This window comes from Paractinoplanes brasiliensis (assembly GCF_004362215.1).
Taxonomy (GTDB): Bacteria; Actinomycetota; Actinomycetes; order Mycobacteriales; family Micromonosporaceae; genus Actinoplanes; species Actinoplanes brasiliensis.
Genome location: NZ_SNWR01000001.1, coordinates 1,143,478 through 1,164,555, shown reverse-complemented (window position 1 = coordinate 1,164,555; position 21,078 = coordinate 1,143,478). Strand labels below are relative to the sequence as shown.

At 72.2% G+C, this 21,078-nt stretch carries 18 protein-coding genes; 8 read left to right on the top strand and 10 right to left on the bottom strand.

The features are described from left to right. Nucleotides 1–185: 185 nt before the first annotated feature. Nucleotides 186–1,541, bottom strand: a complete 1,356-nt coding sequence (locus tag C8E87_RS04810; protein ID WP_166661084.1) for a DUF1996 domain-containing protein — start codon at nucleotides 1,539–1,541, stop codon at nucleotides 186–188. A 347-nt stretch (nucleotides 1,542–1,888) separates the two neighbouring features. Between C8E87_RS04810 and C8E87_RS04805 the strand changes: the two genes are divergently transcribed. Both C8E87_RS04805 and lexA read left to right on the top strand, forming a co-directional pair. Then, nucleotides 1,889–2,704 carry a SigB/SigF/SigG family RNA polymerase sigma factor gene (locus C8E87_RS04805; RefSeq protein WP_133871959.1) on the top strand — a complete coding sequence of 272 codons (816 nt, stop codon included), beginning with the start codon at nucleotides 1,889–1,891 and terminating at the stop codon, nucleotides 2,702–2,704. A 205-nt stretch (nucleotides 2,705–2,909) separates the two neighbouring features. Continuing rightward, nucleotides 2,910–3,545, top strand: coding sequence for a transcriptional repressor LexA (gene lexA, locus C8E87_RS04800; RefSeq protein ID WP_133876625.1), 636 nt, complete (start codon nucleotides 2,910–2,912; stop codon nucleotides 3,543–3,545). A gap of 153 nt (nucleotides 3,546–3,698) precedes the next feature. On the opposite strand, the gene C8E87_RS04795 is transcribed toward lexA, so the two are convergent. Further along, nucleotides 3,699–6,017 carry a transglycosylase domain-containing protein gene (locus tag C8E87_RS04795; protein ID WP_166661083.1) on the bottom strand — a complete coding sequence of 773 codons (2,319 nt, stop codon included), beginning with the start codon at nucleotides 6,015–6,017 and terminating at the stop codon, nucleotides 3,699–3,701. Between C8E87_RS04795 and C8E87_RS04790 the strand changes: the two genes are divergently transcribed. Then, nucleotides 5,992–6,312 (top strand): hypothetical protein, encoded by a 321-nt coding sequence (locus tag C8E87_RS04790; protein WP_133871957.1) that lies wholly within the window; start codon nucleotides 5,992–5,994, stop codon nucleotides 6,310–6,312. The genes C8E87_RS04795 and C8E87_RS04790 overlap by 26 nt on opposite strands. A gap of 1,033 nt (nucleotides 6,313–7,345) precedes the next feature. Here C8E87_RS04790 and C8E87_RS45285 read toward each other — a convergent pair. The 5 genes from C8E87_RS45285 to C8E87_RS04765 all read right to left on the bottom strand — a co-directional run bounded on the left by C8E87_RS45285 (nucleotide 7,346) and on the right by C8E87_RS04765 (nucleotide 11,953). After that, nucleotides 7,346–8,584, bottom strand: coding sequence for an ABC transporter ATP-binding protein (locus C8E87_RS45285; protein WP_133871956.1), 1,239 nt, complete (start codon nucleotides 8,582–8,584; stop codon nucleotides 7,346–7,348). Continuing rightward, nucleotides 8,581–9,567, bottom strand: coding sequence for a FecCD family ABC transporter permease (locus C8E87_RS04780; protein WP_133871955.1), 987 nt, complete (start codon nucleotides 9,565–9,567; stop codon nucleotides 8,581–8,583). Before C8E87_RS04780 ends, C8E87_RS45285 begins: the two co-directional genes overlap by 4 nt. Continuing rightward, on the bottom strand, nucleotides 9,564–10,331 hold the full coding sequence (locus C8E87_RS04775; protein ID WP_133871954.1) for a class I SAM-dependent methyltransferase: 768 nt from the start codon (nucleotides 10,329–10,331) through the stop codon (nucleotides 9,564–9,566). Before C8E87_RS04775 ends, C8E87_RS04780 begins: the two co-directional genes overlap by 4 nt. Next, the gene (locus C8E87_RS04770) at nucleotides 10,328–11,269 is read right to left on the bottom strand and encodes an ABC transporter substrate-binding protein (RefSeq protein WP_133871953.1); all 942 of its coding nucleotides are present in this window, start codon (nucleotides 11,267–11,269) and stop codon (nucleotides 10,328–10,330) included. The genes C8E87_RS04775 and C8E87_RS04770 overlap by 4 nt, the downstream gene beginning before the upstream one ends. A gap of 66 nt (nucleotides 11,270–11,335) precedes the next feature. After that, nucleotides 11,336–11,953, bottom strand: coding sequence for a VOC family protein (locus C8E87_RS04765; RefSeq protein ID WP_133871952.1), 618 nt, complete (start codon nucleotides 11,951–11,953; stop codon nucleotides 11,336–11,338). Nucleotides 11,954–12,104: 151 nt separating this feature from the next. Here C8E87_RS04765 and C8E87_RS04760 point away from each other — a divergent pair, with 151 nt between their 5' ends. From C8E87_RS04760 to C8E87_RS04740, 5 genes are all read left to right on the top strand, one after another. After that, complete coding sequence (locus tag C8E87_RS04760; RefSeq protein ID WP_166661082.1) at nucleotides 12,105–13,520, top strand: MFS transporter; 1,416 nt, start codon at nucleotides 12,105–12,107, stop codon at nucleotides 13,518–13,520. A 9-nt stretch (nucleotides 13,521–13,529) separates the two neighbouring features. Further along, nucleotides 13,530–14,240, top strand: a complete 711-nt coding sequence (locus tag C8E87_RS04755; RefSeq protein ID WP_133871950.1) for an SDR family oxidoreductase — start codon at nucleotides 13,530–13,532, stop codon at nucleotides 14,238–14,240. Nucleotides 14,241–14,306: 66 nt separating this feature from the next. Continuing rightward, nucleotides 14,307–15,623: a dihydrolipoyl dehydrogenase family protein gene (locus tag C8E87_RS04750; RefSeq protein ID WP_133871949.1), complete on the top strand. Its 1,317-nt coding sequence runs from the start codon at nucleotides 14,307–14,309 to the stop codon at nucleotides 15,621–15,623. A 647-nt stretch (nucleotides 15,624–16,270) separates the two neighbouring features. Further along, on the top strand, nucleotides 16,271–16,627 hold the full coding sequence (locus C8E87_RS04745; RefSeq protein WP_133871948.1) for a PRC-barrel domain-containing protein: 357 nt from the start codon (nucleotides 16,271–16,273) through the stop codon (nucleotides 16,625–16,627). Nucleotides 16,628–17,077: 450 nt separating this feature from the next. Then, on the top strand, nucleotides 17,078–17,353 hold the full coding sequence (locus C8E87_RS04740) for an SCO0607 family lipoprotein (protein ID WP_133871947.1): 276 nt from the start codon (nucleotides 17,078–17,080) through the stop codon (nucleotides 17,351–17,353). A gap of 21 nt (nucleotides 17,354–17,374) precedes the next feature. Here C8E87_RS04740 and C8E87_RS44520 read toward each other — a convergent pair whose 3' ends face one another. Genes C8E87_RS44520 through C8E87_RS45280 form a run of 3 tightly spaced genes read right to left on the bottom strand, consistent with a single transcriptional unit; the run spans nucleotide 17,375 to nucleotide 21,038 of the window. After that, entirely contained in the window at nucleotides 17,375–19,120 is a 1,746-nt protein-coding gene (locus tag C8E87_RS44520; RefSeq protein ID WP_208116359.1) for a PEP/pyruvate-binding domain-containing protein, read from the bottom strand. Continuing rightward, nucleotides 19,117–19,659, bottom strand: coding sequence for a transcriptional regulator (locus C8E87_RS04730; RefSeq protein WP_133871946.1), 543 nt, complete (start codon nucleotides 19,657–19,659; stop codon nucleotides 19,117–19,119). Before C8E87_RS04730 ends, C8E87_RS44520 begins: the two co-directional genes overlap by 4 nt. Beyond that, complete coding sequence (locus C8E87_RS45280) at nucleotides 19,656–21,038, bottom strand: TetR/AcrR family transcriptional regulator (RefSeq protein WP_239080270.1); 1,383 nt, start codon at nucleotides 21,036–21,038, stop codon at nucleotides 19,656–19,658. Before C8E87_RS45280 ends, C8E87_RS04730 begins: the two co-directional genes overlap by 4 nt. Between the last annotated feature and the right edge of the window lie 40 nt (nucleotides 21,039–21,078).

The following is a 21,078-nucleotide window of genomic DNA, read 5'->3' as shown; positions in this document are numbered from 1 at the left end:
GGACAATCGCACCCTGCCCCGGTTCGCTCGACCCGCCGCGATTCAAGGTCATGGGCCGGCTTGAACGGTGGTTTGTGGTGGTCCGGCGCCATGACCCGCCTCGGTGGTTTTGTCGTGGTCCGGCATTCGACAACCCGCCGGGGCGGGCGGCGACCCCTGTTGAGAGCCGCCCGCCCCGGCGTGGGTCAGAAGTCGCCGTTGGTGTTGCACTTGGCTTTCTGCGTCAGGCAGTTCTTGACGCGTTCGCTCTGGGCGCGGTTGTCCCAGGCCAGGAACGCGTCGCCGTGCATCGACGACGCCATTCCGGAGGCCAGGCGGAAGCCGGCGGGGCCGCCGCTCGTGGGGTAGGCGATGAGGAACGACAGGTTCGGGATGGCGACCGGGTGGTCACCGCGGCAGGTGCCGTCGTAGCTGTAGGCGACGTGGGCCTTGTGGGTGGGGCTGTCCAGGTTGCGCCCGTCCCAGCAGTCCTGGAAGACCAGGTGGAACATCAGCACCGCGGTCGGCGCGCAGACCGGCCAGTTGCCGTCGGCGCTGCGGCCGATCTCGCCGCCGGGCCCGGCGCAGTAGAACGCGTTGACCGAGCCCGCCGGGGTGGGGGCCTGCAGGCGGGCGTCGCCGGCGATCATGCGGAAGCCCTGGGGGAAGGGCACCGTCGCCGACGGGTCGGTCAGGCGGGAGCCGTAGTAGACGACGACGTCCTTGGGCTCGATCGCGCGGTCGTTCTCGTACAGGGTGGGGATCCAGTACGCGGACAGGTCGGGCGCCGGGCGGCAGGTGGTGCCCGCGTTGGCGAGCAGGGTGCGGGTGGTGGCGAACGCGTCGGTGCTCGTGTTGCCGAGGAACGTGTGCATGTGCGAGGCGCCCGGCAGGCCCGGGAAGATGATCGGATCGTCCGGTTTCGCATGGCTGTAGGCGCAGGTCGCATTGAACTCGGGCACGCGCACCGAGCCGGCCGGCACGAGTCGCGGCGTCAGCGCCCGGAACTCGGCCAGCTGCGCGTTCCAGGCCGCGGCGTCGACCGGGACCCAGCCGTCGCCGCTCGGGCCGCCGGCGCCGAACGAGAGCCAGTTGAGGTTGACGAAGTCGCCGCCGGTGCTGTTGCGCAGCACCGCGAACACGGTCTGGGCGCCGGTGGGGTGGGTGGCGGCGGTCGCGGTCAGGGTCGTCCAGGCCTGCCAGCCACCGGTGGCGGTGATCGCGAACTGGGTCAGCAGCGGGCCGGTCACCGAGCCGGTGCGCAGCTCGACGCGCCCGGTGCCGACGGCCGACGCCACCCGGGCCGACACGGTGAGCGCGCCGGCCGGGCCGAGGTCGACGCCGTCGTACCGCAGCCAGTCGCCCTCGGCGAGGTAGGCGACGTTCTGCCCGCCGCCGGTGTCGGCGGTCGGCTCGACCTGGGCGCCGGACTGAGCCGCGTACGCCTCGGCCTGCACCGTCACGGTGGCCGCGCGGGCCGGGCCGGGCGGCGCGACGAGAACGGCCGCAGCCGCGGCGAGGACGGCCGCCAGCAGGACGCGGATTCGTGGGGATGAATGCATGACGCTCCCTTCGGGGGAGGGGATCGGGGTGCCCCGGAGTATCGGGTGTCGGGAAGCGCTCTCTCAAGAACGCCGCTCGCTGATCACCGCCATGTGCGGAAACAAGCGTCGATTGCGGGGAAGCGCTCTCTCGTGCCGTGGCGATCGACGGCCGGCTGGTGCGCGACGCCGGACGCCGTTCGTCTGATCGACGGAACGCCACTAGTACTTTCGGTTGGCGTCTACCCGCCCTTTCGGGTAGCGTCCAGCTATCGGTCAAGAAGGCGCCGACTCTCGACGTGGGGGTTTCCCCCGTCGCGGTTCGACGCGCCTGACCGGTGTCCGCCGCACGTCGCGAGACCCATGCGATGCGCTGCCAAGGAGACACCGTGACCGTAACCACCCGACCGGCCGGCCGACGTTCGTTCGAGCCCACGGACGAGGACAGGCGTGCCACCGCGCTCATCGAAACGCTGGCCGCCCTGCCGGAGGACCACCCCGACCGCCCCGCCGTACGCCGGCAGGCCATCGAGGCCTGGCTGCCGATGGCCCAGCGCCTCACCCGCCGCTACGCCAACCGGGGCGAGCCCTTCGACGACCTGCTGCAGACGGCCACGATCGGTTTGATCAAGGCGATCGACGGCTACGACGCCACCCGTGGGGTCGACTTCACCGGGTACGCCATCCCGACCGTCCTCGGCGAGATCAAGCGCTACTTCCGCGACCGCTCGTGGACGCTGCGCATCCCGCGCCGGCTTCAGGAGCTGCGCATGGCCATCGGCGCCGCCCGCACCGACCTCGAGCACACGCTGACCCGCGCGCCCACGGTGGCCGACATCTCCGGCTACCTGGGGGTGGGCGAGGAAGAAATCCTGGAGGCGCTCGAGGCGGGGCACGCCTACCGCCCCGACTCGCTCAGTTCCCCCGTACGGAACGGGGAAGATCTGACACTGGGCGACACGCTCGGCGGCCACGACCGCGGGTTCGCGTTGGCCGAGTTCGGGGTGGCGCTGCCGCCCGCGATGGCCATGCTCACCGAACGCGAACGCACCATCGTGGTGCTGCGGTTCTACGGCGAACTCACCCAGTCCGCGATCGCCGACCGGATCGGGATCTCCCAGATGCACGTGTCGCGGCTGCTGTCCCAGGCGCTGGGCAAGCTGCGCAAGCTCATGGACGGGTAAGGCGTACGCCGGTCGTCCTGCCGGCCCCTTGGCGGCGCGCCGGCGTGCCTGGCTGATTTTCCTGGTGGCGGCGCGCCGGTGCGGCCGCAGGATCCTGTGCTCGCCGGCTCCCGCTGGCGGCGTGCCTGCGTGCTTTGAGTAGCTCCCGGTGACGGCGCGCCTGCGGGCTCGGGCGGCCTCGGTGCGGCAAGATCATTGGGTGCTGATGGATGAGGACTACTACGACACGTCGACGCTCAGTGAGCGGCAGCGGCAGATCCTCACCGTCATTCAGGAGTGGGCGCAGCGGTACGGCTACTCGCCGTCCACCCGCGAGATCGCCGACACGGTCGGGCTAGCTTCGACGTCGTCGGTCGGGCGGCACCTGCGCGTGCTCGAGGAGGCCGGGTTCCTGCGCCGGGGACGGGCGACCCGGCCCGTCGACGTACGTATGTTCCTGCAGCCGGTGCCGCGGCAGCGCGCCGAGCCGACGGTCGGGGTGCCCGTGCTGGGCGACATCGCGGCGGGCTCGCCGATTCTGGCCGAGCAGAACGCCGACGAGGTGCTGCCGCTGCCCCGCGACCTGGTCGGGCGGGGCACCCTGTTCGCCCTGCGCGTCCGCGGCGACTCGATGATCGACGCGGCGATCTGCGACGGCGACATCGTCGTGGTCAAGCAGGGCCACGAGGCCTTCAACGGCGACATCGTGGCCGCCATGATCGACGACGAGGCGACCGTCAAGGTCTATCGCCGCCGCGGTGGGCAGGTCGTGCTGGAGGCCCGCAACCCGGCGTACGAGAACATCGACGGCGACCGGGCCGTGGTGCTGGGCAAGGTCGTCTCCGTCCTGCGCCGCACCTGAGGCGGCCCCACCCGTCCCGGACGTCATCTGCGCGGGCCATTTGCGGGTGCCCGCTGTCATCTGCGCCGGCGGTTTGTTGGTGCCTGCCGTTACCTGCGCACGCCGTTGTTGGCGGCCGCCGGTGAAGGCGGCCGCTCTCGCGTGCGTGGGCCGTTATCTGCCGCCGTTACCCCCGCCGTTGCCCGCGCCGTTTCCCCCGCCCGGCCCGTTGCCGGGGTTGCCCGGTCCGTTGACCGGCGGGGTCACGCCGCCGCCCGGGTTGGCCGGGTCGACGCCGGGCGGGCAGACGGTGCCGCCCAGGATGCAGCCGTTGTCCGGCTGTTCGGGCAGCGGGTCGAGCCCGTTGCCCTTCTTGTTCGGGTCGCCCACCCGCACGTCCGGCGGGAACGAGGTCTTCTCGGCGTCCAGGGCCTTGTTGGCCAGGTCCATGAAGACCTTCCAGGTGTCGCCCGGGGTCGAACCGCCCGTCATGCCCTTCTTGGTGCCCGGCTTGTAGATCGGCAGGAGCTGCATCTGGTCCTTGACCTGCTTCTCGCGGCCGATCCAGACCGTGGCCGCCAGGTGCGGGGTGCCGCCGACCCACCAGGCGTCGCCGTTCTGGCCGCTCTTGCCGTCCTTGTACTCCCAGGTGCCGGACTTGCCGATCGCGTCGTAGCCGTTGCGCAGGTTCTGCCCGTTCTTGCCGGGGATCTTCTGCAGCACGGTGTCGATCGCGGCGACCACGCCCGGGTCGAAGACCTGCGTGTACTTGACCCGCTCGGTGTGGATCGTCTTGAACTTGCCGGTCTTCTCGTCGCGCTGGGCCACCGACTTCACGAAGTGGGCCTTGACGAAGCGGCCCTCGTTGGCCAGCGTGGCGATGCCGTTCGCGTGGTCGAGCGCGGTGATCGCGTACTGGCCGTACCCGATCTCGTTGCCGTACTGCTTGAGCGCGTCGCCCTTGGTCTTGTTGAGGTCGACCCGAGCACCGATCTTGGTCGGGCTGGAGATGTACTGGACGCCGGCCTTGTGCGCCGCCGCCGCCACCTTGTCGGGGCCGAGGGCCGCCGCCAGGTGGTAGAAGGGGAAGTTGTACGACTGGATGGTCGCCTCGTCGAGCGGGCAGCGCCGCTTGTCACACGTGAAGTTCGTGCGGCTCGAGTTGTTGATCGCGTCGCCGCCGACCTTCTTGGCCTCGGAGTCCCACGTCGTGTCGAAGCCGTAGCCGTCGCTGAGCGCGGCCAGCAGCGTGTAGACCTTGAACGACGAGCCCGGCGGGCGTCCGCCCCCGACGAAGTCACCCTTGTCGTTGTAGTTGGGGCCCGCGTAGTCCCAGCCCACGCCGTCCGGCCCGCCGTAGTAGGCCATGACGTGGCCGTTGGCCGGGTCCACGGCGACGAGCGCGGTCTTGTAGGTCGCGTCGAGCTTGCGCAACGGCGATTTGTCGCTGGTGCGCATGGCGGCGGTCTCGGCCGCCTTCTGCACGCCCGGGTTGATCGTCGTGGTGATCCGCAGGCCGCCGCTCTTCTGCTTCTCGTCGCTGATGCCCATGGCACGCAGTTCCTGCTTCACGTACTTCACGATCTTGCCGGTGGGGTTGTTGGTGCCGCAGGACGTGCGGCACGCGTCCGGGTCGAACTTGGCGACCTTGGGGTACGCGGCCGGCGCGGTCTTGATCCAGCCCTTCTCGAGCATGTTGTTGATCGTGTACTGCCAGCGGATCTTGGCGTCCGTGGGGTTGTTCTGCGGGTCGTAGCCCTTGTGTGTCGGGGACGGCTCGGGCTGCTTGATGACCGAGGCGATGACGGCGGCCTCGGCGGCGGTGATCGCGCCCTTCGCGCCCGGCGGGGTCAGCACCGAGCGGCTCTGGCCGAAGTACGCCTTCACGGCGGCCTCGATGCCGTACGCCCCGCGGCCGAAGTACACCGAGTTGAGGTAGCGGCCCAGGATCTCGCTCTTGGAGTACTGGTCCTCCATCTTGCGGGCGATCACGGCCTCGCGGAGCTTGCGGTTGTAGCTGATTTCCTTCAGCTCGGCGGCGTGCCGCGCGTACTGCTGGGTGATCGTCGACGCGCCCTGCTGGTCGCCGCCGGTGAAGTTGTTCCAGGCCGCGCGGGCGATGCCCTTCATGTCGATGCCGTTGTGATCGAGGAAGTTCTTGTCCTCGGCCGCCATGACCGCCTGGCCGATCACGGGGTTGATGCTCGCGTACGGCACCTGCTGGCGGGTCGAGTTGCCGATGGTCGCGATCTGCGTCTTGTTGTCGGCCGCGAAGATCTGCGTGACCTGGTCCTCAGCCTTGGGCTCGGTGAACTTCACGTCGTCGAAGAAGTAGGCCCCGCCCACCACGCCGGCGCCGAGCACGATGACCAGGACGGCCGCGGCGACGGTGAGCAGGTTGGTGCGGCGGCGCTTCTTGGCCGCCTTCTTGGTGTCCTTGGACGCGCGCGGGGGCTCACCCGGCGGCTTGGGGCGCACGGCCGCCCGGGCCACGGCGCCGCTCGCGGGAGCCGGGGACACCGAACCCACCGCGGCCGCCCCGACCGAGGCGGACCCCACCGACGCCCGGCCACCGACCGGCGCGGCGCCGACCGAGGCCGATCCGACCGAGGCCGATCCCACCGGCGCCGGCCCCACGGAGGCCCGGCCACCGACCGAGGCCGAACCCACCGACGCCCGGCCGCTGGACGCGCCGCCTGCCGGAACAGGGCTGCTGCTGCCCCGTGCCGGGGCAGAGCCGGAACCGGGCACGCTGGCCCGGGCGCTCGCAGACTGCGGATCGCCGTAGGGGTTCATCTGTCCTCGTCGTCGCTGAAGTGGATCTCTTTACTACACGACTTAGTCAAGATCGGACAACAAGTCGCGCGCTTGATGATGCCGAGCTTCGGGATGACATGGTAAGGGTGCGGGCCGACAGTTCGGGGAAACGGATTCATCCCCGTGGTTGCGCGAACCGGCCGTCCCCGGGCCGGTCAACTGGGGTTCCTCGCGCCGTCGCGGCTTCCGGGGTGAATCACCCGGTTGGCCGGGCCACCTTGGTCAACGCCTTCGGCGCCCCTACTGGAAGACCCTGTGAACTGCGAAAACACGCCCCCGGCATCCGCAACGGAGATCGGGAGTGGTGAGCGCCACACCAACGTCGGTGTGCGACTTTTTCGCCTTGAAAAGGCCATAAATCATCCCTAAACCGCACAAGTAGCCGTTCGTGGATCGGATCATCCCCGCCCCTCAGCTTCGGCGCGTCGTCCATACGTTCTCGTACTCGGCCGATCACGGGCCGTCGCCGTGGGCCTGTGAATAAGGAACTATCCGACGAGAACCCCGCAAAGGTGCGTACGCCCCGTCACCGCCCAGCCGCCGCGGGCGAAGCAACAGGGCCAGGCGAAGGAGTTGCAGGCCACGCGGGCTGCGCGAAGCCGCCCAGCGCACGACCAGCAGATCCAGAGCATCGACGATCTTCCCCGCCGCCCCCGCCGCGTCCGTCCCCGCCGCCGTCGCCGCGTCCGTGCCTGCGAAGCCGAGCCGCCGCTCACCTTCGCCGACGTGCCCGCCACCCGGTTCTCGACCGCCCAGCACGAGCGTCCGGACTCTGCGCCGGGGCCGCGTCCAAGCGGGTGCGGGCCGCAGGTCCCACCACCCAGGGGCCGCCGGCGTAGCTGCCGTCACCCTGCCGTCACCACGAATGCCGCCCCGCTGCCGGCTGTACACCTCAAAAAACGCACGGCCCACCCCTATCCGGGGGTAACCCCCACCCTTGATCAGCGGCGGGATCACCATAGGCCGGCGTGCTGGGTGGGGGCGGAGTTGTCCACAGTTCCGGGTTATCCACAAGCCAGCAGCACGCGGAGGCGGCCCGCGGCATCATGGGTCAGCTCGGCGGCCACGCCGAAGACCGAGGCGATCCGGGACGGGGTGAGGACAGTTGACGGTGGACCGTAAGCGGCCACGCGGCCGGCTTCGAGGAGCACCAGCTGGTCGCAGTACTGCGCGGCCAGGTCCAGGTCGTGCAGCGCGGCGACCACCGTGAGCCGCAGGCGCTTGAGCTCTTCCAGCAGGGCGAAGCGGTGCCGGATGTCCAGGTGGTTGGTGGGTTCGTCGAGCAGCAGCACGTCGGGCTGCTGGGCCAGCGCCCGGGCGATCGCGACCCGCTGGCGTTCGCCGCCCGACAGGGAGGGCCAGGTGCGGTCCTGCCAGCCGGTGAGGCCGACCCGGGTCAGCGCGTCGGCGACCAGGGCCAGGTCGGTGGCGCTGACCGGCGCGAGGCGGGGGCGGTGCGGGATGCGGCCCAGCAGCACCACGTCGGCCACGGTCATGTCGGCGTCGGCGGGGGTGTGCTGCAGCACCACGGCCACGTGCCGGGCGAAGGCCCGCCGCGGCGGGGTGGCGCCGTCGAGCAGCACGTGGCCGTGGTCGGGGCGGTCCAGCCCGGCCAGGGTGCGCAGCAGGGTCGACTTGCCCGAGCCGTTGGGCCCGAGCAGGCCGACGATGCTGCCGGGGGCGACTTCGAACGTGACCTCGTCAAGCAGCGCGAGGCGCCGGAAGCCGTTCAGCGGTGGGACGCGCTGGGAGTCGCGCGGCGGTGGGAGGCGCCGGGGGTCGTCCGGCGGGGGCAGGTGCTGAGAGTCGTGCGTGTGGGGCGGGCGCTCAGGGTCGTCCAGCGAGGGGAGGCGCTGGGAGTCCGGCTGGTGGAGCCGCTCGGGGCCGTCCGGCCCGGGGAGGTGCCGAGCGTCGTGCGGCGGTGGGAGGTGCCGGGGGTCGTCCGGCGGGGGCAGGTGCTGGGAGTCGTGCGTGTGGGGCGGGCGCTCAGGGTCGTCCAGCGAGGGCTGGGAGTCCGGCTGGTGGAGCCGCTCGGGGCCGTCCGGCCCGGGGAGGTGCCGAGCGTCGTGCGGCGGTGGGAGGCGGTGGGAGTCGTCCAGCGGGGACAGGCGTCGAGATGCAGGGAACAGAGGCAGGCGCCGGGAGGCAAGAAACGGGCGCAGGGAGGCAAGGAACAGGGGGAGGAGTCGAGAGGTAGGGGGCTGGGGGAGGCGGCGGGTGAGGCTGACGGCTGAGAGCTTCATCGGGTTCTCCGGAACAGCAGGGCGAACACGGGCACGCCGAGCAGGGCAGTGACGACGCCGACGGGGAGTTCCTGCGGGGCGAAGGCGGTGCGGGCGGCGGTGTCGGCCCACACGAGCAGGATGGCCCCGGCGAGGGCGCTCATCGGCAGCAGCCGGCGGTGCCGTGAGCCGGTCAGACGGCGTACGAGATGGGGGACGGTGAGGCCGACGAAGCCGATCGCGCCGCTCGCCGCGACCAGGCCGGCGGCGAGCAGGGCGGTCAGGGCGAAGAGCAGCGCGCGCACCCGGGCGGGGGAGAAGCCGAGCGACTGGGCGATGTCGGCGCCGAACGAGAACGCGTCCAGCGCGGGCGCGCACGTCCAGCAGGCGAGCAGCACGCCGCCGCACAGGGCCGCGCAGACGGCAACCGACGGCCACGACGCGGCGGTCAGCGAGCCGAGCAGCCAGAACAGCGTGGAGCGGGTGCTGTCGGGGCTCGCTGCCGAGATCATCACAAGGCTGGTGACGGCGGTGAAGAGCTGGGCGGTGGCGACCCCGGCGAGCAGGATGCGGGAGGGCTGGGTCCAGCGGCGCCCGGCCAGCAGCAGGGCCACGGCGAAGGCTGCCACACTGCCCGCGAACGCCCCCGCCGACAGCGTCACGGCCCCGGCGCCGAGGCCCAGCACGAGCACGGCGACAGCCCCGGTGGAGGCGCCGGCCGAGATGCCGAGCAGGTACGGGTCGGCCAGCGGGTTGCGGGTCAGGGCCTGCAGGACGGCGCCGCACACGGCCAGGCCTGCGCCGACCAGGGCGGCCAGCAGCACACGCGGCAGGCGCAGGTCCCACACGATGCTGTCGGCCAGCGGTGGCAGGGGGCGTACGGGGAAACCGCAGTTGGCCGCCACCGAGCGCAGCACCTCGCCGATCGAGAGGTCGGCCACGCCGATCGTGACGGCCGTGGCGATGCTCAGCCCGAGCGCCGCCACGGCCAGGACGATCCTCACTTGCGGCCGAGGACGACATAGTCGTCGAGGTACTGCCAGACGGTGCCGGTCTCGGTGAAGCCGGCCGCGCGCAGGGCAGCCAGGTGGAACTCGAGCGGGGCGAGGGGCTGCGGCGGGCGGTCGGCGAAGCGTTTGAGGCGTTCCGGGCGCAGGGCGGCCAGCTCCGGCTCCTCGGCGGCCCGCTCGTGCCAGGCGGCGTAGTCGAGGGCGCCGGCCGCGAAGTCCTCGGCCTGGGTGCGGGCGTCGTGTCGTTCCGAGACGGCGAGCAGCGCCGGGGAGCGGCTGTCGAAGCGCAGGTGGTCGGCGTTCAGCAGCAGGCCACCGGGCGCGAGCAGGCCGGCGGAGTCGCGCATGACGGCGAGCAGTTCGGCCGGGGAGAGCCAGTGCAGCGCGGTCGAGCTGACGACGGCGTCGAACCGGTCCGGGCCCACCGCGTCGGGCCACCATGACGAGGCCAGGTCCGCGTCGACCACTCGAAAGCGTTCCCCGTACGGGGTGAGGGCGCGCTCGGCGATGCGCAGCAGCATCGGGTCGTGGTCGACGGCCGTGACCCGCGCGGCCGGGAACGCGGACAGCACCCGGGCGGAGAGCGCGCCGGGGCCGCAGCCCAGGTCGAGCACGCTGAGGTCGTCGCGCTCGAAGTGCAGGCGCAGCAAGTCGAGCATGACGAGGAAACGGTTCTCGCGGTGGGCCACGTACGCGGTCTGCTGCTCGTCCCACAGGCGGAGCAGTTGCTGGGCCGAGCTCACGGACAGGGCGGTCACAGCGCGGCCCCCACCAGCTCGACGGCGCTGACGTTGCGCACCGACGGGTCCAGCGACGAGCCGGGCACGACGACGAACCGGCCGTTCTTGACGGCGTCCAGGTGGGCGGTGACGGGGTTCGACCGCAGGAAGCCGATCTTGGACTGGGCGCTGTCGCCGTCGCCGCCGCGGGACAGGTCGGCCACGACGATCCACGCCGGGTTGCGGGTGGCGATCTGTTCCCAGTTGCCCGCGGGCCACGTCTCACCGGCGTCGGCGTAGACGTTGGTCAGGCCGAGCTGCGCGCTGATCGCCGCGGGGACGCCACCCGGCCCGGCCACGTACGGGGTGCTGGTGCCGGAGTAGTACCACAGGACCGACGCCGCGTCGTGCGCCCGGGAGGTCGCGGCAGCGAGGCGCGCCTTCTGATCGGCGACCAGCGAGGCGCCCCGGCTGTCGGCGCCGAAGATCGACGCCACCTCCTGGATCTCCTGGAAGAGCCCGTCGAACGAGAAGGTCTCCGGCGACGACTCGCAGGCGAACCGGGACAGGTACGCGGGGATGCCCAGTTCGGCGAGGCCGGCGCGCGGGCCCGCGGCGTCGGGGGCGTACGCCGACGTGAAGGTGGAGTAGACGAAGTCGGGCCGGGTCTCGAGAACCTTCTCCCGGGACGGGTAGAGCTTGGCCAGCACCGGCACGCGGGCATAGGCGGCGGCCAGGGCGGGCAGCACGGGGTCGGTCTGGTAACTCGTGCCGGCCATCCGGTCGGCCAGCCCGAGGCTGAGCAGGATCTCGGTGGCGTTCTGCTCCATGGCGACCGCCCGGGCCGGCGGCGCGGCGACGGACAGCTGCCGCCCGCAGTTGCCGATGACGGAGGCCGCTGCGGGCGCGGCGGCCGGGGCGGCCTGCGCTGAGCAGCCGGCCAGGAGCAGAACGCCAAATATGGAAACGAATCTCATTTTCACAAGATCGGACCTTAGGGCCGCAGCGGCGCCGGCGTCAAAGCGTCACCTGCGCATATGGCACTACTGCGGCAGCTGCGCGCCGGACTGCTCCTTGACCATGTAGTCGGCGTACCAGTCCGGCCAGTCGGGATCCTCCTGCCCGGTGCGGGCCTCGTGCTCGCCGTGGGCCGCGGCCGCCCGGCGCAGCGCCGCGGCCAGTTCGGAGCCGCTGGAATACGTGGTGACCGACGGGTCGACACGGCCGGGCAGCCGGTTGGTGATCTCCTGCAGGATCCAGCCGTTGCCGTCCGGGTCGCTGAACGACAGGAACGAGCCGTAGCTGGCCCGCCGCGGGTCCGGTCCCGGGACCCGCCCGTCGGTGCCGCCGTGGTGGAAGACCCCGCCCGCGTCGTGGAACACGTCGCTCGGGTCGGCCCCGGCCTGCTTGAGCTCGTCGCGGGCGGCCTCGATGTCGGACACGACCAGGTGCAGGCCCTGGGCGGTGCCGGGGGCCTGGGCGGTGACCAACCGGCCGAAGATGACCGAGGCCGGGGAGCCGGGCGGGGTCACCTGCACCACGCGCAGACCCTCGTCCGTGGTGAAGTCGGCGTCCAGCCGCCAGCCCAGGCCCGTGTAGAACTGTTTGGCCCGATCGACGTCCGCGACCGGGACGACCACAACTTCCAGCTTCATGTCCATCACAGCGACTCCTGCGCTCGTACGGGAAATGCCGACCCGTCGAGACTCGCGCCGGGCGCCCCCGGGTCGCGCCAGTCAGACACCCTGGTCCCCCGGCGCCAGGGGGTGCCACTGGTGCGAACGGGCGCGAGCGGGGCCGAAGCTGGTCGGCATGACAGCTCAGGTCGCGCTGCGGTCGCGGGGCGGGGCGGCGCTGGTCGCCGCCACGGTGCTCGCGTCGATGGTCGGCTTCGTCGACGCGTACATGATCAATGTGGCGGTGCCCGCGATCGGCGAGAGCCTCGGCGCGGGCGTCAGCGAGCTGCAATGGGTGCTGACCGGCTATCTGATCACCGTGGCGTCGCTGTTGCTGCTGGCCGGGGCGCTGGCCGACCACTTCGGGTTCAAGCGGGTGCTGATCGCCGGGCTGCTGGTGATGCTGGTCGCCTCGGTGGCGTGCGCGGCCGCGCCGAACCCCGGGGTGCTGATCGCGGCGCGGCTCGTGCAGGGCGCCGGCGGTGCTCTGGTCGTGCCCAGCAGCCTGGCCCTGCTCAACGGTTCCCTGCGCCGGCAGGACCGCGCCCGCGGCATCGGTGTGTGGGCCGGCCTGTCGACTCTGGGCACAACCCTGGGCCCGTACGGGGGTGGCTGGCTCGTCGATCACGCGTCGTGGCGCTGGATGTTCCTGGTGAACGTGCCGCTGATCCTGCTCGCCCTGCTGGTGCTGTGGCGGCTGCCGTCGGCCCCCGGCAGCCGCCCGCTGTCGGTGGACGTGGCCGGGGCGTTGCTGGCGGTCGTCGGCCTGAGCGGAGTGATCTTCGGCTTGACCGAGAGCCGGTGGCTGCCCGTGCTGCTCGGACTCGCCGCGCTGGTGGCGCTGGTGGTGATCGAACGCCGGGTCCGCCGGCCGATGCTGCGCCTGTCGCTGTTCCGGTCGCGGCCCTTCGACGCGATCAACGCGGCCACCGCGCTGTTCTACGGCGCCATCGCCGCCGCCTCGTACCTGGTCGTGCTGCTCTGCCAGTTGCGGCTCGGCTACGGCGCGGCCGGGTCGGGGGCGGCGCTGATCCCGGAGTCGGTCGTGTTCCTCGTCGTGTCGCCGCTCGCGGGCGCCCTGGTCGCCCGGATCGGCACGCGGTGGCCCATGGCGGCCGGCATCCTGCTGGTCGCTCTCGCGTTCGCCTGGCTCTCGGCGGCGCGTCCCGGGCAGTCGTACGGGGAAGCGATCCTGCCCGGGGCGCTCCTGTGGGGACTCGGCCTCGGGCTGGCGGTGGCGCCCCTGACCGCCGGGGTCCTCGCGGCGGTCGGCGACAGCGACCTCGGGGAGGCGTCGGCCATCAACGACGCGGCGTCCCGGGTCGGCGGGGTCGTGCTGATCGCGCTGGTTCCGCTGCTGCTCGGCGTGGGCGGGGCGGAGGACTTCACCGCCCCCCTGGCCGCCCGCTACCAGCCCGCGATGCTCGTGCTGGCCGGCGTGACCGTGGCCGCCGCCGTGCTGACCGCCGTGTTCGTGCCCAGCCGCCGGGTCACCGTCGCCCATCCGCCCCCGAGCCCCCGTACGCACGCCTGCGCCGTACCGACCTCCTAGGAGAGCGCCGTGAAGGGAAGCATCGTCGTCGTCCTCGGCGGCACCGCCGGAATCGGCCTGGAAACCGCCAGGCTGGCCCGCGCGTCCGCCGCCGACGTCATCGTCACCGGCCGCGACCAGGGCCGCCTCGACGCCGCCCGCGACGAGCTGGGCGCCACCACGGCCCGGCTCGACCTGGGCGACACCGCGGCGGTCACCCGGTTCCTGGCCGGCCTGCCCGCGCCCGTCGACCACGTGCTGCTCAGCGGGGGCGGGCCGTTCTACGCCCCGCTGGCCGAAATGGACCTCGACCGGGTGCGGCAGTTCCTCGACGAGCACATCGTGGGGAAGCTGCGGCTGGCCCGGGAGTGCGCTTCCCTCGTACGCCCCGGCGGCTCCCTCACGTTCATCAGCGGCACCGGTGCCCGCCGTCCCGCCGTCGGCATCAGCGTGGCCGCGATCGGCACCGCCGCGATCACGGCGCTCACCACCAACCTGGCCGTGGAGATCGCGCCCGTACGCGTCAACGCCGTCGCCGCCGGCTTCGTCGACACCCCGCTGTCGGCCCGCATCCTCGGCGACGACCTGGAGGCCCGGCGCTCGCAGCTGCGCGACACGTTGCCGATCCGCCGCGTGGTGGGCCCGGCCGACGTCGCCGCGACAATCCTGCACCTGATGACGAACACCGCGGTGACGGGCGCGATCTACGACGTGGACGGCGGCCAGCAGCTGATTCGATGAACACCGCGGACCGCCGGTCCGAGGTGTTCAGTGAAGACGTCGGGACAAGTGTTGGGGAGGCTGCTCATGAGTTACGACTTCGATGTCATCGTGATCGGTGGTGGGTCGCCGGGGGAGCACTGTGCGGGGGCGCTCGCCGAGGGCGGGCTGCGGGTCGGGCTGGTCGAGCGGGAGCTCGTCGGCGGGGAGTGCTCCTATTACGCCTGCATACCGTCGAAGTCGCTGCTGCGGCCGGGGGAGGCGGTGCAGGCGGCGCGCGAGGCGGGGGCCACCGCGGAGGTCGACGTCAAGGACGCGCTGGCCTGGCGGGATTTCATGGTGTCGAACTACTCGGACTCCGGGGCGCTGAGGTGGCTGGACAGCAGCGGGATCACGTTGCTGCGGGGGCGCGGCCGGCTGGCGGGCGCCGGGCGCGTCGACGTCGACGGGGTGATCCACACGGCCGGTCATGTGGTGCTGGCCAACGGGGCCGACCCGATCATCCCGCCGGTTCCGGGTTTGCGTGAGCTCGACGGGGTCTGGACCAACCGGGAGGTCACCGGCATGAAGGCGGTGCCCCGCCGCCTGCTGGTGCTGGGCGCCGGGCCGGTCGGGGTGGAGATGGCCCAGGCCGTACGGCGGCTGGGTGGCGAAGCGGTGCTCGTCGGGCGCGCCGACCGGGTGCTGCCCAAGGAGGCGCCGGGTTTGGGCAAGGCGCTCGGTGAGGCGTTGCGGCGCGACGGCGTCGAACTGGTGCTCGGGGCCGAGGTGGCCGCGGCCCGCCGGGACGGTGAGGACTTCGTGCTGGTCCTCTCAGACGGGCGGGAACTGCGTGGCGACAAGCTTCTCGTGGCCACGGGGCGGCTTCCCCGCGTACGGGAAATGGGGCTGGAAACGGTGGGCGTGGCGGCCGATCAGCGGGGTGTGCCGGTCGACGGAAAACTGCGCGTGGCCGAACGGTTGTGGGCCGTGGGCGACGTGACCGGGCTGTGGATGCTGACGCACGTGGGCAAATATCAGGGCGAGGTCGTGGCCGACAACATCCTCGGGAAGCCTCGCGAAGCCGACTACTCGGCGGTGCCCCGCGTCGTGTTCACCGACCCGCAAGCGGCGGCGGCCGGCGCGATCGAAGGACCGGTGACCTCGACGGTTGGTCTTGCCGAGGTGGCCAAGACCGCGACCTACACCCATGCGTACGCGCAATCGCCCGGCTTCTTGACACTGGTCAGCGACGGCGTGGTGCTGACCGGGGCGTACGCGGTGGGCCCGGAGGCCGGGGAATGGCTGCAACAGGCCACTCTGGCCATTCGCGCCCGCATTCCGCTCGCCGTGCTGCGGGACACCATTCAGCCGTTCCCGACGTTCTCGGAGATCTTCGTGGCGGCCCTCAAGGGCTTGACCTGACCGCACTGTTCTGGCCGGGAGAAAGAGCTCTTCCGGCCGGCGCCTCGCCCGCTGCGTCTGCGCCCGCTGCGTCCTCGTCCGTTGCGTCCGCGCCCGTTGCGCCCGCTGTGTCCGCGTCCGTTGCGCCCGCTGTGTCCGCGTCCGTTGTATCCGCGTCCGCTGCATCTGCGTCCGCGCCCGTTGCGGTCGTTGTGTCCGCGTCCGCTGCATCCGCGCCCGTGCCCGTTGCGCCCGTGCCCGTGCCCCCCTGCCTGTTGCGTCCGTGTCCGTGCCCCGTGCCCGTTGCGTCCGCGCCCGCGCCCGTTGCGCCCGTGCCTGTTGCGTCCGTGCCCGTGCCCCTGTGCCCGTTGCGTCCGTGCCCGTGCCCCTGTGCCCGTTGCGTCCGTGCCCGTGCCCCCGTGCCCGTTGCGTCCGCGCCCGTGCCCTGCGACCCTGCGACTCAAGGTTCTGCGCACCGTTGCTTGCCTCGCTGATGTGCTGTGGCATCGGCCCTGCCTATAGGCGATCCCATCTTCATTCCTAGCCTCCTAGGATGCTGTGTGAATATGGGCCGGGTTCACAAACCGTCGGTGCTGGAGTGGCTGCTTGGGGGGTCACGGCTGGTGTGGAGGCGGTTTCGGCGGGGAGCGGGCGGGCATCTCCAGAGCATGTTCCCGGCTGAGAACCTGCGTGACTGGCGAGGCGAGAAGGTCATCGACCCCGACGGCGACAAGATCGGCGACCTGGAGGCGGTGTACGTGGACACGGCTACGGACGAGCCGGCGTTCGCGACCGTGCGGGTTGGCTTCATCGGGCGGCACCGGCTGGTGTTCGTGCCGTTGGGCGGAGCAACGGTCCGGCCCGATGCCGTGCGAGTGCGGTACGGCAAGAAGCTGGTCGGCGACGCCCCGACGATCGAGCTGGACGGGGAGTTGACGGCCGCGGACGAACCGGCGGTCTTCGCGCACTACAACCTGCCCTACACGACCGGCATGGCGGGCGAACGCCGCCTGGCTCGCCGCTGACAACGCCGCCGGCGCACGGAAGCCGCCGCGCGTATGCCGACGTGCGGCTACCGACCCACGGAAGACGCACGGAAGGCGATGCGCGTATGCCAACGCGCGTATGCCGACGTGCGGATACCGCCGCATGGAAGCCGACCCGCGTATGCCGACGTTCGGATACCGCCGCATGGAAGCCGATCCGCGGAAGCCGATCCGCGGAAGCCGATCCGCGGAAGCCGATCCACGGAAGCCGACCCACGGAAGCCGACCCACGGAAGCCGACCCACGGAAGCCGATGCGCGTATGCCAACGCCCGGATGCCGACGTGCGGATGCCGCCGCATGGAAGCCGATCCGCGGAAGCCGATGCGCGTATGCCAACGCGTGGAAGTCGGCCCACGGGTCCGCGTGTGGAAGTCGGCGTACGAAGCCGGGCGGTTTCGGTGTGGGCAGGGTCGGGGACAATCGGGGTATGAGATTGCGTCGGGCCGCTGTGCCGGCGGTGGTTGCCGCTGGCGTGGCGCTGCTGCTCGGAGGGTGCATGAAGGACGCCATCTGCGGTTCGGACGACTATCCGGTGCTGCAGATCGACGGCAGCGGCCGGCAATGTGTGCCCAAGGGTCAGGAGCCGCCTGCGGGGTTCACGCGTTTCCCGGAGGGGCAGGTGCCGAAGCACGTCGACGACGAGTGGGACGTCTACTGGCGCAGCCACACGGTCGACAAGTCGGGCAAGACGATCAGCGCATGATTGCCTCCTGAGTAAAAGGGCTCACAGCCGGGTCCGGGCGGCGGTCAGGCGTGCCTCGGCGGGGCGCGGGGAGTCATCGCCGGAGATGGCGTCGGCCCAGGTGAGCAGGCGGGTCACGTGGGGGTCGTCCGCCGCTGTGGTGGTGGGTTGCGCGCCTCGGGCGATCTCGCCGCTGGTGCCGTCGATGGTGATCTCGATGCCCTCGGTGAGCTGGTCGAGGCCGTTCACCCCGACGACGGCGGGCTTGTTGAGGGCGCGCGCGACAACTGCAGCGTGGCTGGCCAGGCCGCCGCGGGCTGTCACGACTCCCACGGCGGCGGCCAGGCCGTGCATGTCGAGGGGAGAGGTCTCCGGGCGCACCAGCACGACGGGTCCGTGCATGCGGACGGCGGCGTCGGCGGTGAGCGCGACCCGGCCGGTGGCCACGCCGGGCGAAGCACCCCGGCCCCGAGCCAGCAACCCAGCCGCGCCGGGAGTACCCGCCAGGCCGTCACGCGACAGCGCCACGACGGGACAAGCGTCCGGGTCGCCGGGGGACGGGGCCGGGTGTGGGGAAACGCCCAGGCTGGGCGTCGGCAGGGCAGCGTCCGAGGCACCGGGAGGCGGGGCCGGGTGTGGGGAAACGCCCAGGTCGGGCGTCGGCAGGGCAGCGTCCGAGGCACCGGGAGGCGGGGCCGGGTGTGGGGAAACGTCCAGGTCGGGCGTCGGCAGGGCAGCGTCCGGGTCGCCCGTGGAGGTGGTGACGGCCGGAGAAGTGGCCGGGGTGGTGGAGATCAGCATGCGGGGTGTGGCGGCGGCGCGTAGCTGGGACGGGGAGATGCGGCGGACGGCCTCGGGGCGGGAGATGAGGCCGGCGTCGGCGAGGTCGACGGCCACGCGAATGGCGGCGCGGGGGGTGAGGCCGCCCGGACGGACCTGCAGCAGCCACAGGCGGCCGGTCTCGAAGGTGAACTCGACGTGGCAGGCGTCGCGGTAGTGCTGTTCCACGCGGGTCAGCGCCGCGGTCAGGGCCGACCATACGGCCGGCTCGCGGTCGGCCAGGGTTGGCAACGGCGAGGTGTTGAACCGGCCCGACACGACGGCGTCGCCGCGGTGGCCGAAGAGCACGTCGCCGTACGGGTGGGGAGCGCCGGTGGCGGGGTCGCGGCTGAACGCGACGCCGCTGCCGCTGTGGGGGTCGCGGTCGCCGTGGACCATGGCTTGGACGATCACGGCGGTGCCCAGGTCGTGGGGGATGTTGTGCAGTTCGCGGTAGGTGACCGCGCGCGGGGTGTGCCACGAGGCGAGGACCGTCCGTACGGCGGGGGCGACCGGGCCACGGACGTCGAGGACAGTGTCCATCATGCCGGGCATCGATACGGCGGCGCCCGAGCGCACGGAGACCGACTCGGCCCCGAGCTGGGCGACGGCTGCGTCGAGGCCGGCGGGCAGCTCCTCCCCAACGGAGTGAGAGCCGGCCCCAGCGACCCGGGAAGCACCGGCCGGCTTGGAAGCACCGGCCGGCTTGGAAGTGCTGGCCGGCTTGGAAGTGCTGGCCGGGTCGGAAGCACGGGACCCGGGAACACCGGCGGGCCCGGAGGCGCCGGCCTCGGAAGAACCGGCCCCCGGAGCGCCGGCGGGCCCGGCGGATGCAGGAGCCGTGCCGACGGTGATGACGAAACCGGGCGGGACGGGCAGGCCGAGGCGCATGAGCGTGATCAGGCCGTGCGCCTTGGCCCCGATCACGTCGGGCGGCAGGTCGGTTCGCGGGTCCAGGGCGACGATCATGAGCGGGGGATGCCGAGGGTGGCCAGCAGGTCTTCGTGCAGTTGGAACCAGACCACGTGGTACGAGGTCATGCTGTCGGTCAGCTCCCGCATGGCACCGCGGCGGGCTTTGTGGAGGGCGGCGTCGAGCCGTTCCCGGTAACGGGTGAGGCGGGGCAGCGCGTCGAGGACAGGCTGCACCCGCTGGTTGAGGTCGGCGAAGCGGTCCAGGACGCGGGCCGGGTCGGTGGTGTCGTCGCGTAGTTGCCACATCGTGCACAGGTCGAGCAGTTCGGGGTTGAGGGTCAGGAACGTCTCGTACGCCGCCATGACCGCGGGCCGGGCGCCGGTGGTGTCGAGCTCGTCGGCCGTCTGCTTGGCGTCGGCGGCCCGCCCGGCGTCGGTGAGCCCCCAGGCGCCCATCGAGCGGGTGACCAGCCCGTCGACCGCGAGGTTGATGAGCTCGGATTCGACGTCGGGCTCGGGCCGGCCGGTGGTGCCGGCTATCCGGGGCAGGTCGGCGTGCCCGATGCAGCGCAGGGTGTGCAGCACCTGGTTCATCGCGTGACTTCCGAGGTGGTGGCCGCGTGCCCGGCGCCCCGGCCGTCGGCGCGGGCCACGATCTCGCCGGCGTGGATGCGTACGGCGGACTCGCTGCTGCCGGCCGGGGTGACGCCGATCGCTGCGGCGAGAGCGCCCTGCTCGTCGAGGATCAAGCGCAGGGCGGGCCGGACGGCGGGGCCGAAGACGCGACGCAGACAGGCCGTCACGTCGGTGACCCGCAGGCGGACGAGGGCCCCGGTCTCGGCCGGATCGTCGGTGACGAGCGCGACCGTGACAGCGTCGCCGGGCTGGGCGGCCCGGACGGCTTCCTCGGCGGCCCCGAGCCGGTCGGGGCCGAGCGTGACGAGCACGCCGTCGCGGCGAAGGTCGGCCGGGCGGCCGCTGAGCTGGTCGGTCAGCTCGCCGGGCGGGTCCCACGGCTCGCGGACGGGGCGGGCCGGCGCGACGTACGGCAGGTGGGGTGGGGCCCACTCGTCGGCGAGCGGCAGCCCGGCCAGGTGGCGGCAGGCCCGTACGACGTCGAACGGGTCGCCGAACCCGGGCGCGGTCTCGGCCAGGTGGGCCGTGCCGTGCAGCAGGGTGATGATCAGCTCGGCCAGCCGCACCCGCCGCCCGGCGTCGGGGGCGTGGCACGACTCGAGCGCCACCGCCAGCAGCAGGGCCTCGAGCCGGGTGAGCTGGGCCAGCGTGGAGCGGCCGCGCTCGTCGTCGATCACCCCGGTCAGCGAGCGGGCGGCCAGGCGGCCCACGCCGGCATCGTCGGCCGTGAGGGGCAGCCGTTCCAGCCAGACCCGGGCAAAAGCCTCGGCAGCGGAGGCGAGCCCGGCAGGAACAAGCCTGCCGGAATCGACCCCGTCGAAAGACGAACCGCCAGAAGAGCCGCCGGCGGGAGAGCCGCCGCCAAGAGAGAGGGCGGCGGGAGAGGCGCTGCCAGAAGAGGCGCTGCCAGAAGAGGCGCTGCCAGAAGAGAGGCCGGCGGGAGAGCCGCTGCCAGAAGAGGCGCCGGCGGGAGAGGCGCCGGCGGGAGAGAGGCCGGCGGGAGAGGCGCTGCCAGGAGAGGGCTCGCCAGGAGGTGCGCTGCCGGGAGAGGTGCCGGCAGAGGACGGGCCGGCGGACGAAGAGCCGACGGCGGCGTCATCAGAGGCGGGCAGGGCGTGACCCGGGTGTGAGTGCGGGTCGTGGTCGAGAAGGACGGCCAGGTAGAGCGAGCGTTTGCTCGGGAAGTTCGAATACACGGCGCCGCGGGTCAGTTCGGCCCGCTCGGCTATGCGGTCGACCTTGGCGTCGGCGAAGCCGAAGTGCGAGAACTCCCACTTCGCCGCGGCGAGCACGGCTTTTCTGGTGCGTTCCTGCTGCTGAGCCCGGGTCAACCTCATGGCCCGGTACGATACTCCCACCATCCCGATGATCGGAACA

What these genes read in the sequence shown, in the direction of transcription:
- C8E87_RS04810 (WP_166661084.1), bottom strand. Translation starts at nt 1,541, where the DNA reads ATGCATTCATCCCCACGAATCCGCGTCCTGCTGGCGGCCGTCCTCGCC.
- C8E87_RS04805 (WP_133871959.1), top strand. Translation starts at nt 1,889, where the DNA reads ATGCGCTGCCAAGGAGACACCGTGACCGTAACCACCCGACCGGCCGGC.
- lexA (WP_133876625.1), top strand. Translation starts at nt 2,910, where the DNA reads ATGGATGAGGACTACTACGACACGTCGACGCTCAGTGAGCGGCAGCGG.
- C8E87_RS45285 (WP_133871956.1), bottom strand. Translation starts at nt 8,584, where the DNA reads ATGAAGCTCTCAGCCGTCAGCCTCACCCGCCGCCTCCCCCAGCCCCCT.
- C8E87_RS04770 (WP_133871953.1), bottom strand. Translation starts at nt 11,269, where the DNA reads ATGAGATTCGTTTCCATATTTGGCGTTCTGCTCCTGGCCGGCTGCTCA.
- C8E87_RS04765 (WP_133871952.1), bottom strand. Translation starts at nt 11,953, where the DNA reads ATGGACATGAAGCTGGAAGTTGTGGTCGTCCCGGTCGCGGACGTCGAT.
- C8E87_RS04760 (WP_166661082.1), top strand. Translation starts at nt 12,105, where the DNA reads ATGACAGCTCAGGTCGCGCTGCGGTCGCGGGGCGGGGCGGCGCTGGTC.
- C8E87_RS04750 (WP_133871949.1), top strand. Translation starts at nt 14,307, where the DNA reads ATGAGTTACGACTTCGATGTCATCGTGATCGGTGGTGGGTCGCCGGGG.
- C8E87_RS04745 (WP_133871948.1), top strand. Translation starts at nt 16,271, where the DNA reads ATGTTCCCGGCTGAGAACCTGCGTGACTGGCGAGGCGAGAAGGTCATC.
- C8E87_RS04740 (WP_133871947.1), top strand. Translation starts at nt 17,078, where the DNA reads ATGAGATTGCGTCGGGCCGCTGTGCCGGCGGTGGTTGCCGCTGGCGTG.
- C8E87_RS44520 (WP_208116359.1), bottom strand. Translation starts at nt 19,120, where the DNA reads ATGATCGTCGCCCTGGACCCGCGAACCGACCTGCCGCCCGACGTGATC.
- C8E87_RS04730 (WP_133871946.1), bottom strand. Translation starts at nt 19,659, where the DNA reads ATGAACCAGGTGCTGCACACCCTGCGCTGCATCGGGCACGCCGACCTG.
- C8E87_RS45280 (WP_239080270.1), bottom strand. Translation starts at nt 21,038, where the DNA reads ATGAGGTTGACCCGGGCTCAGCAGCAGGAACGCACCAGAAAAGCCGTG.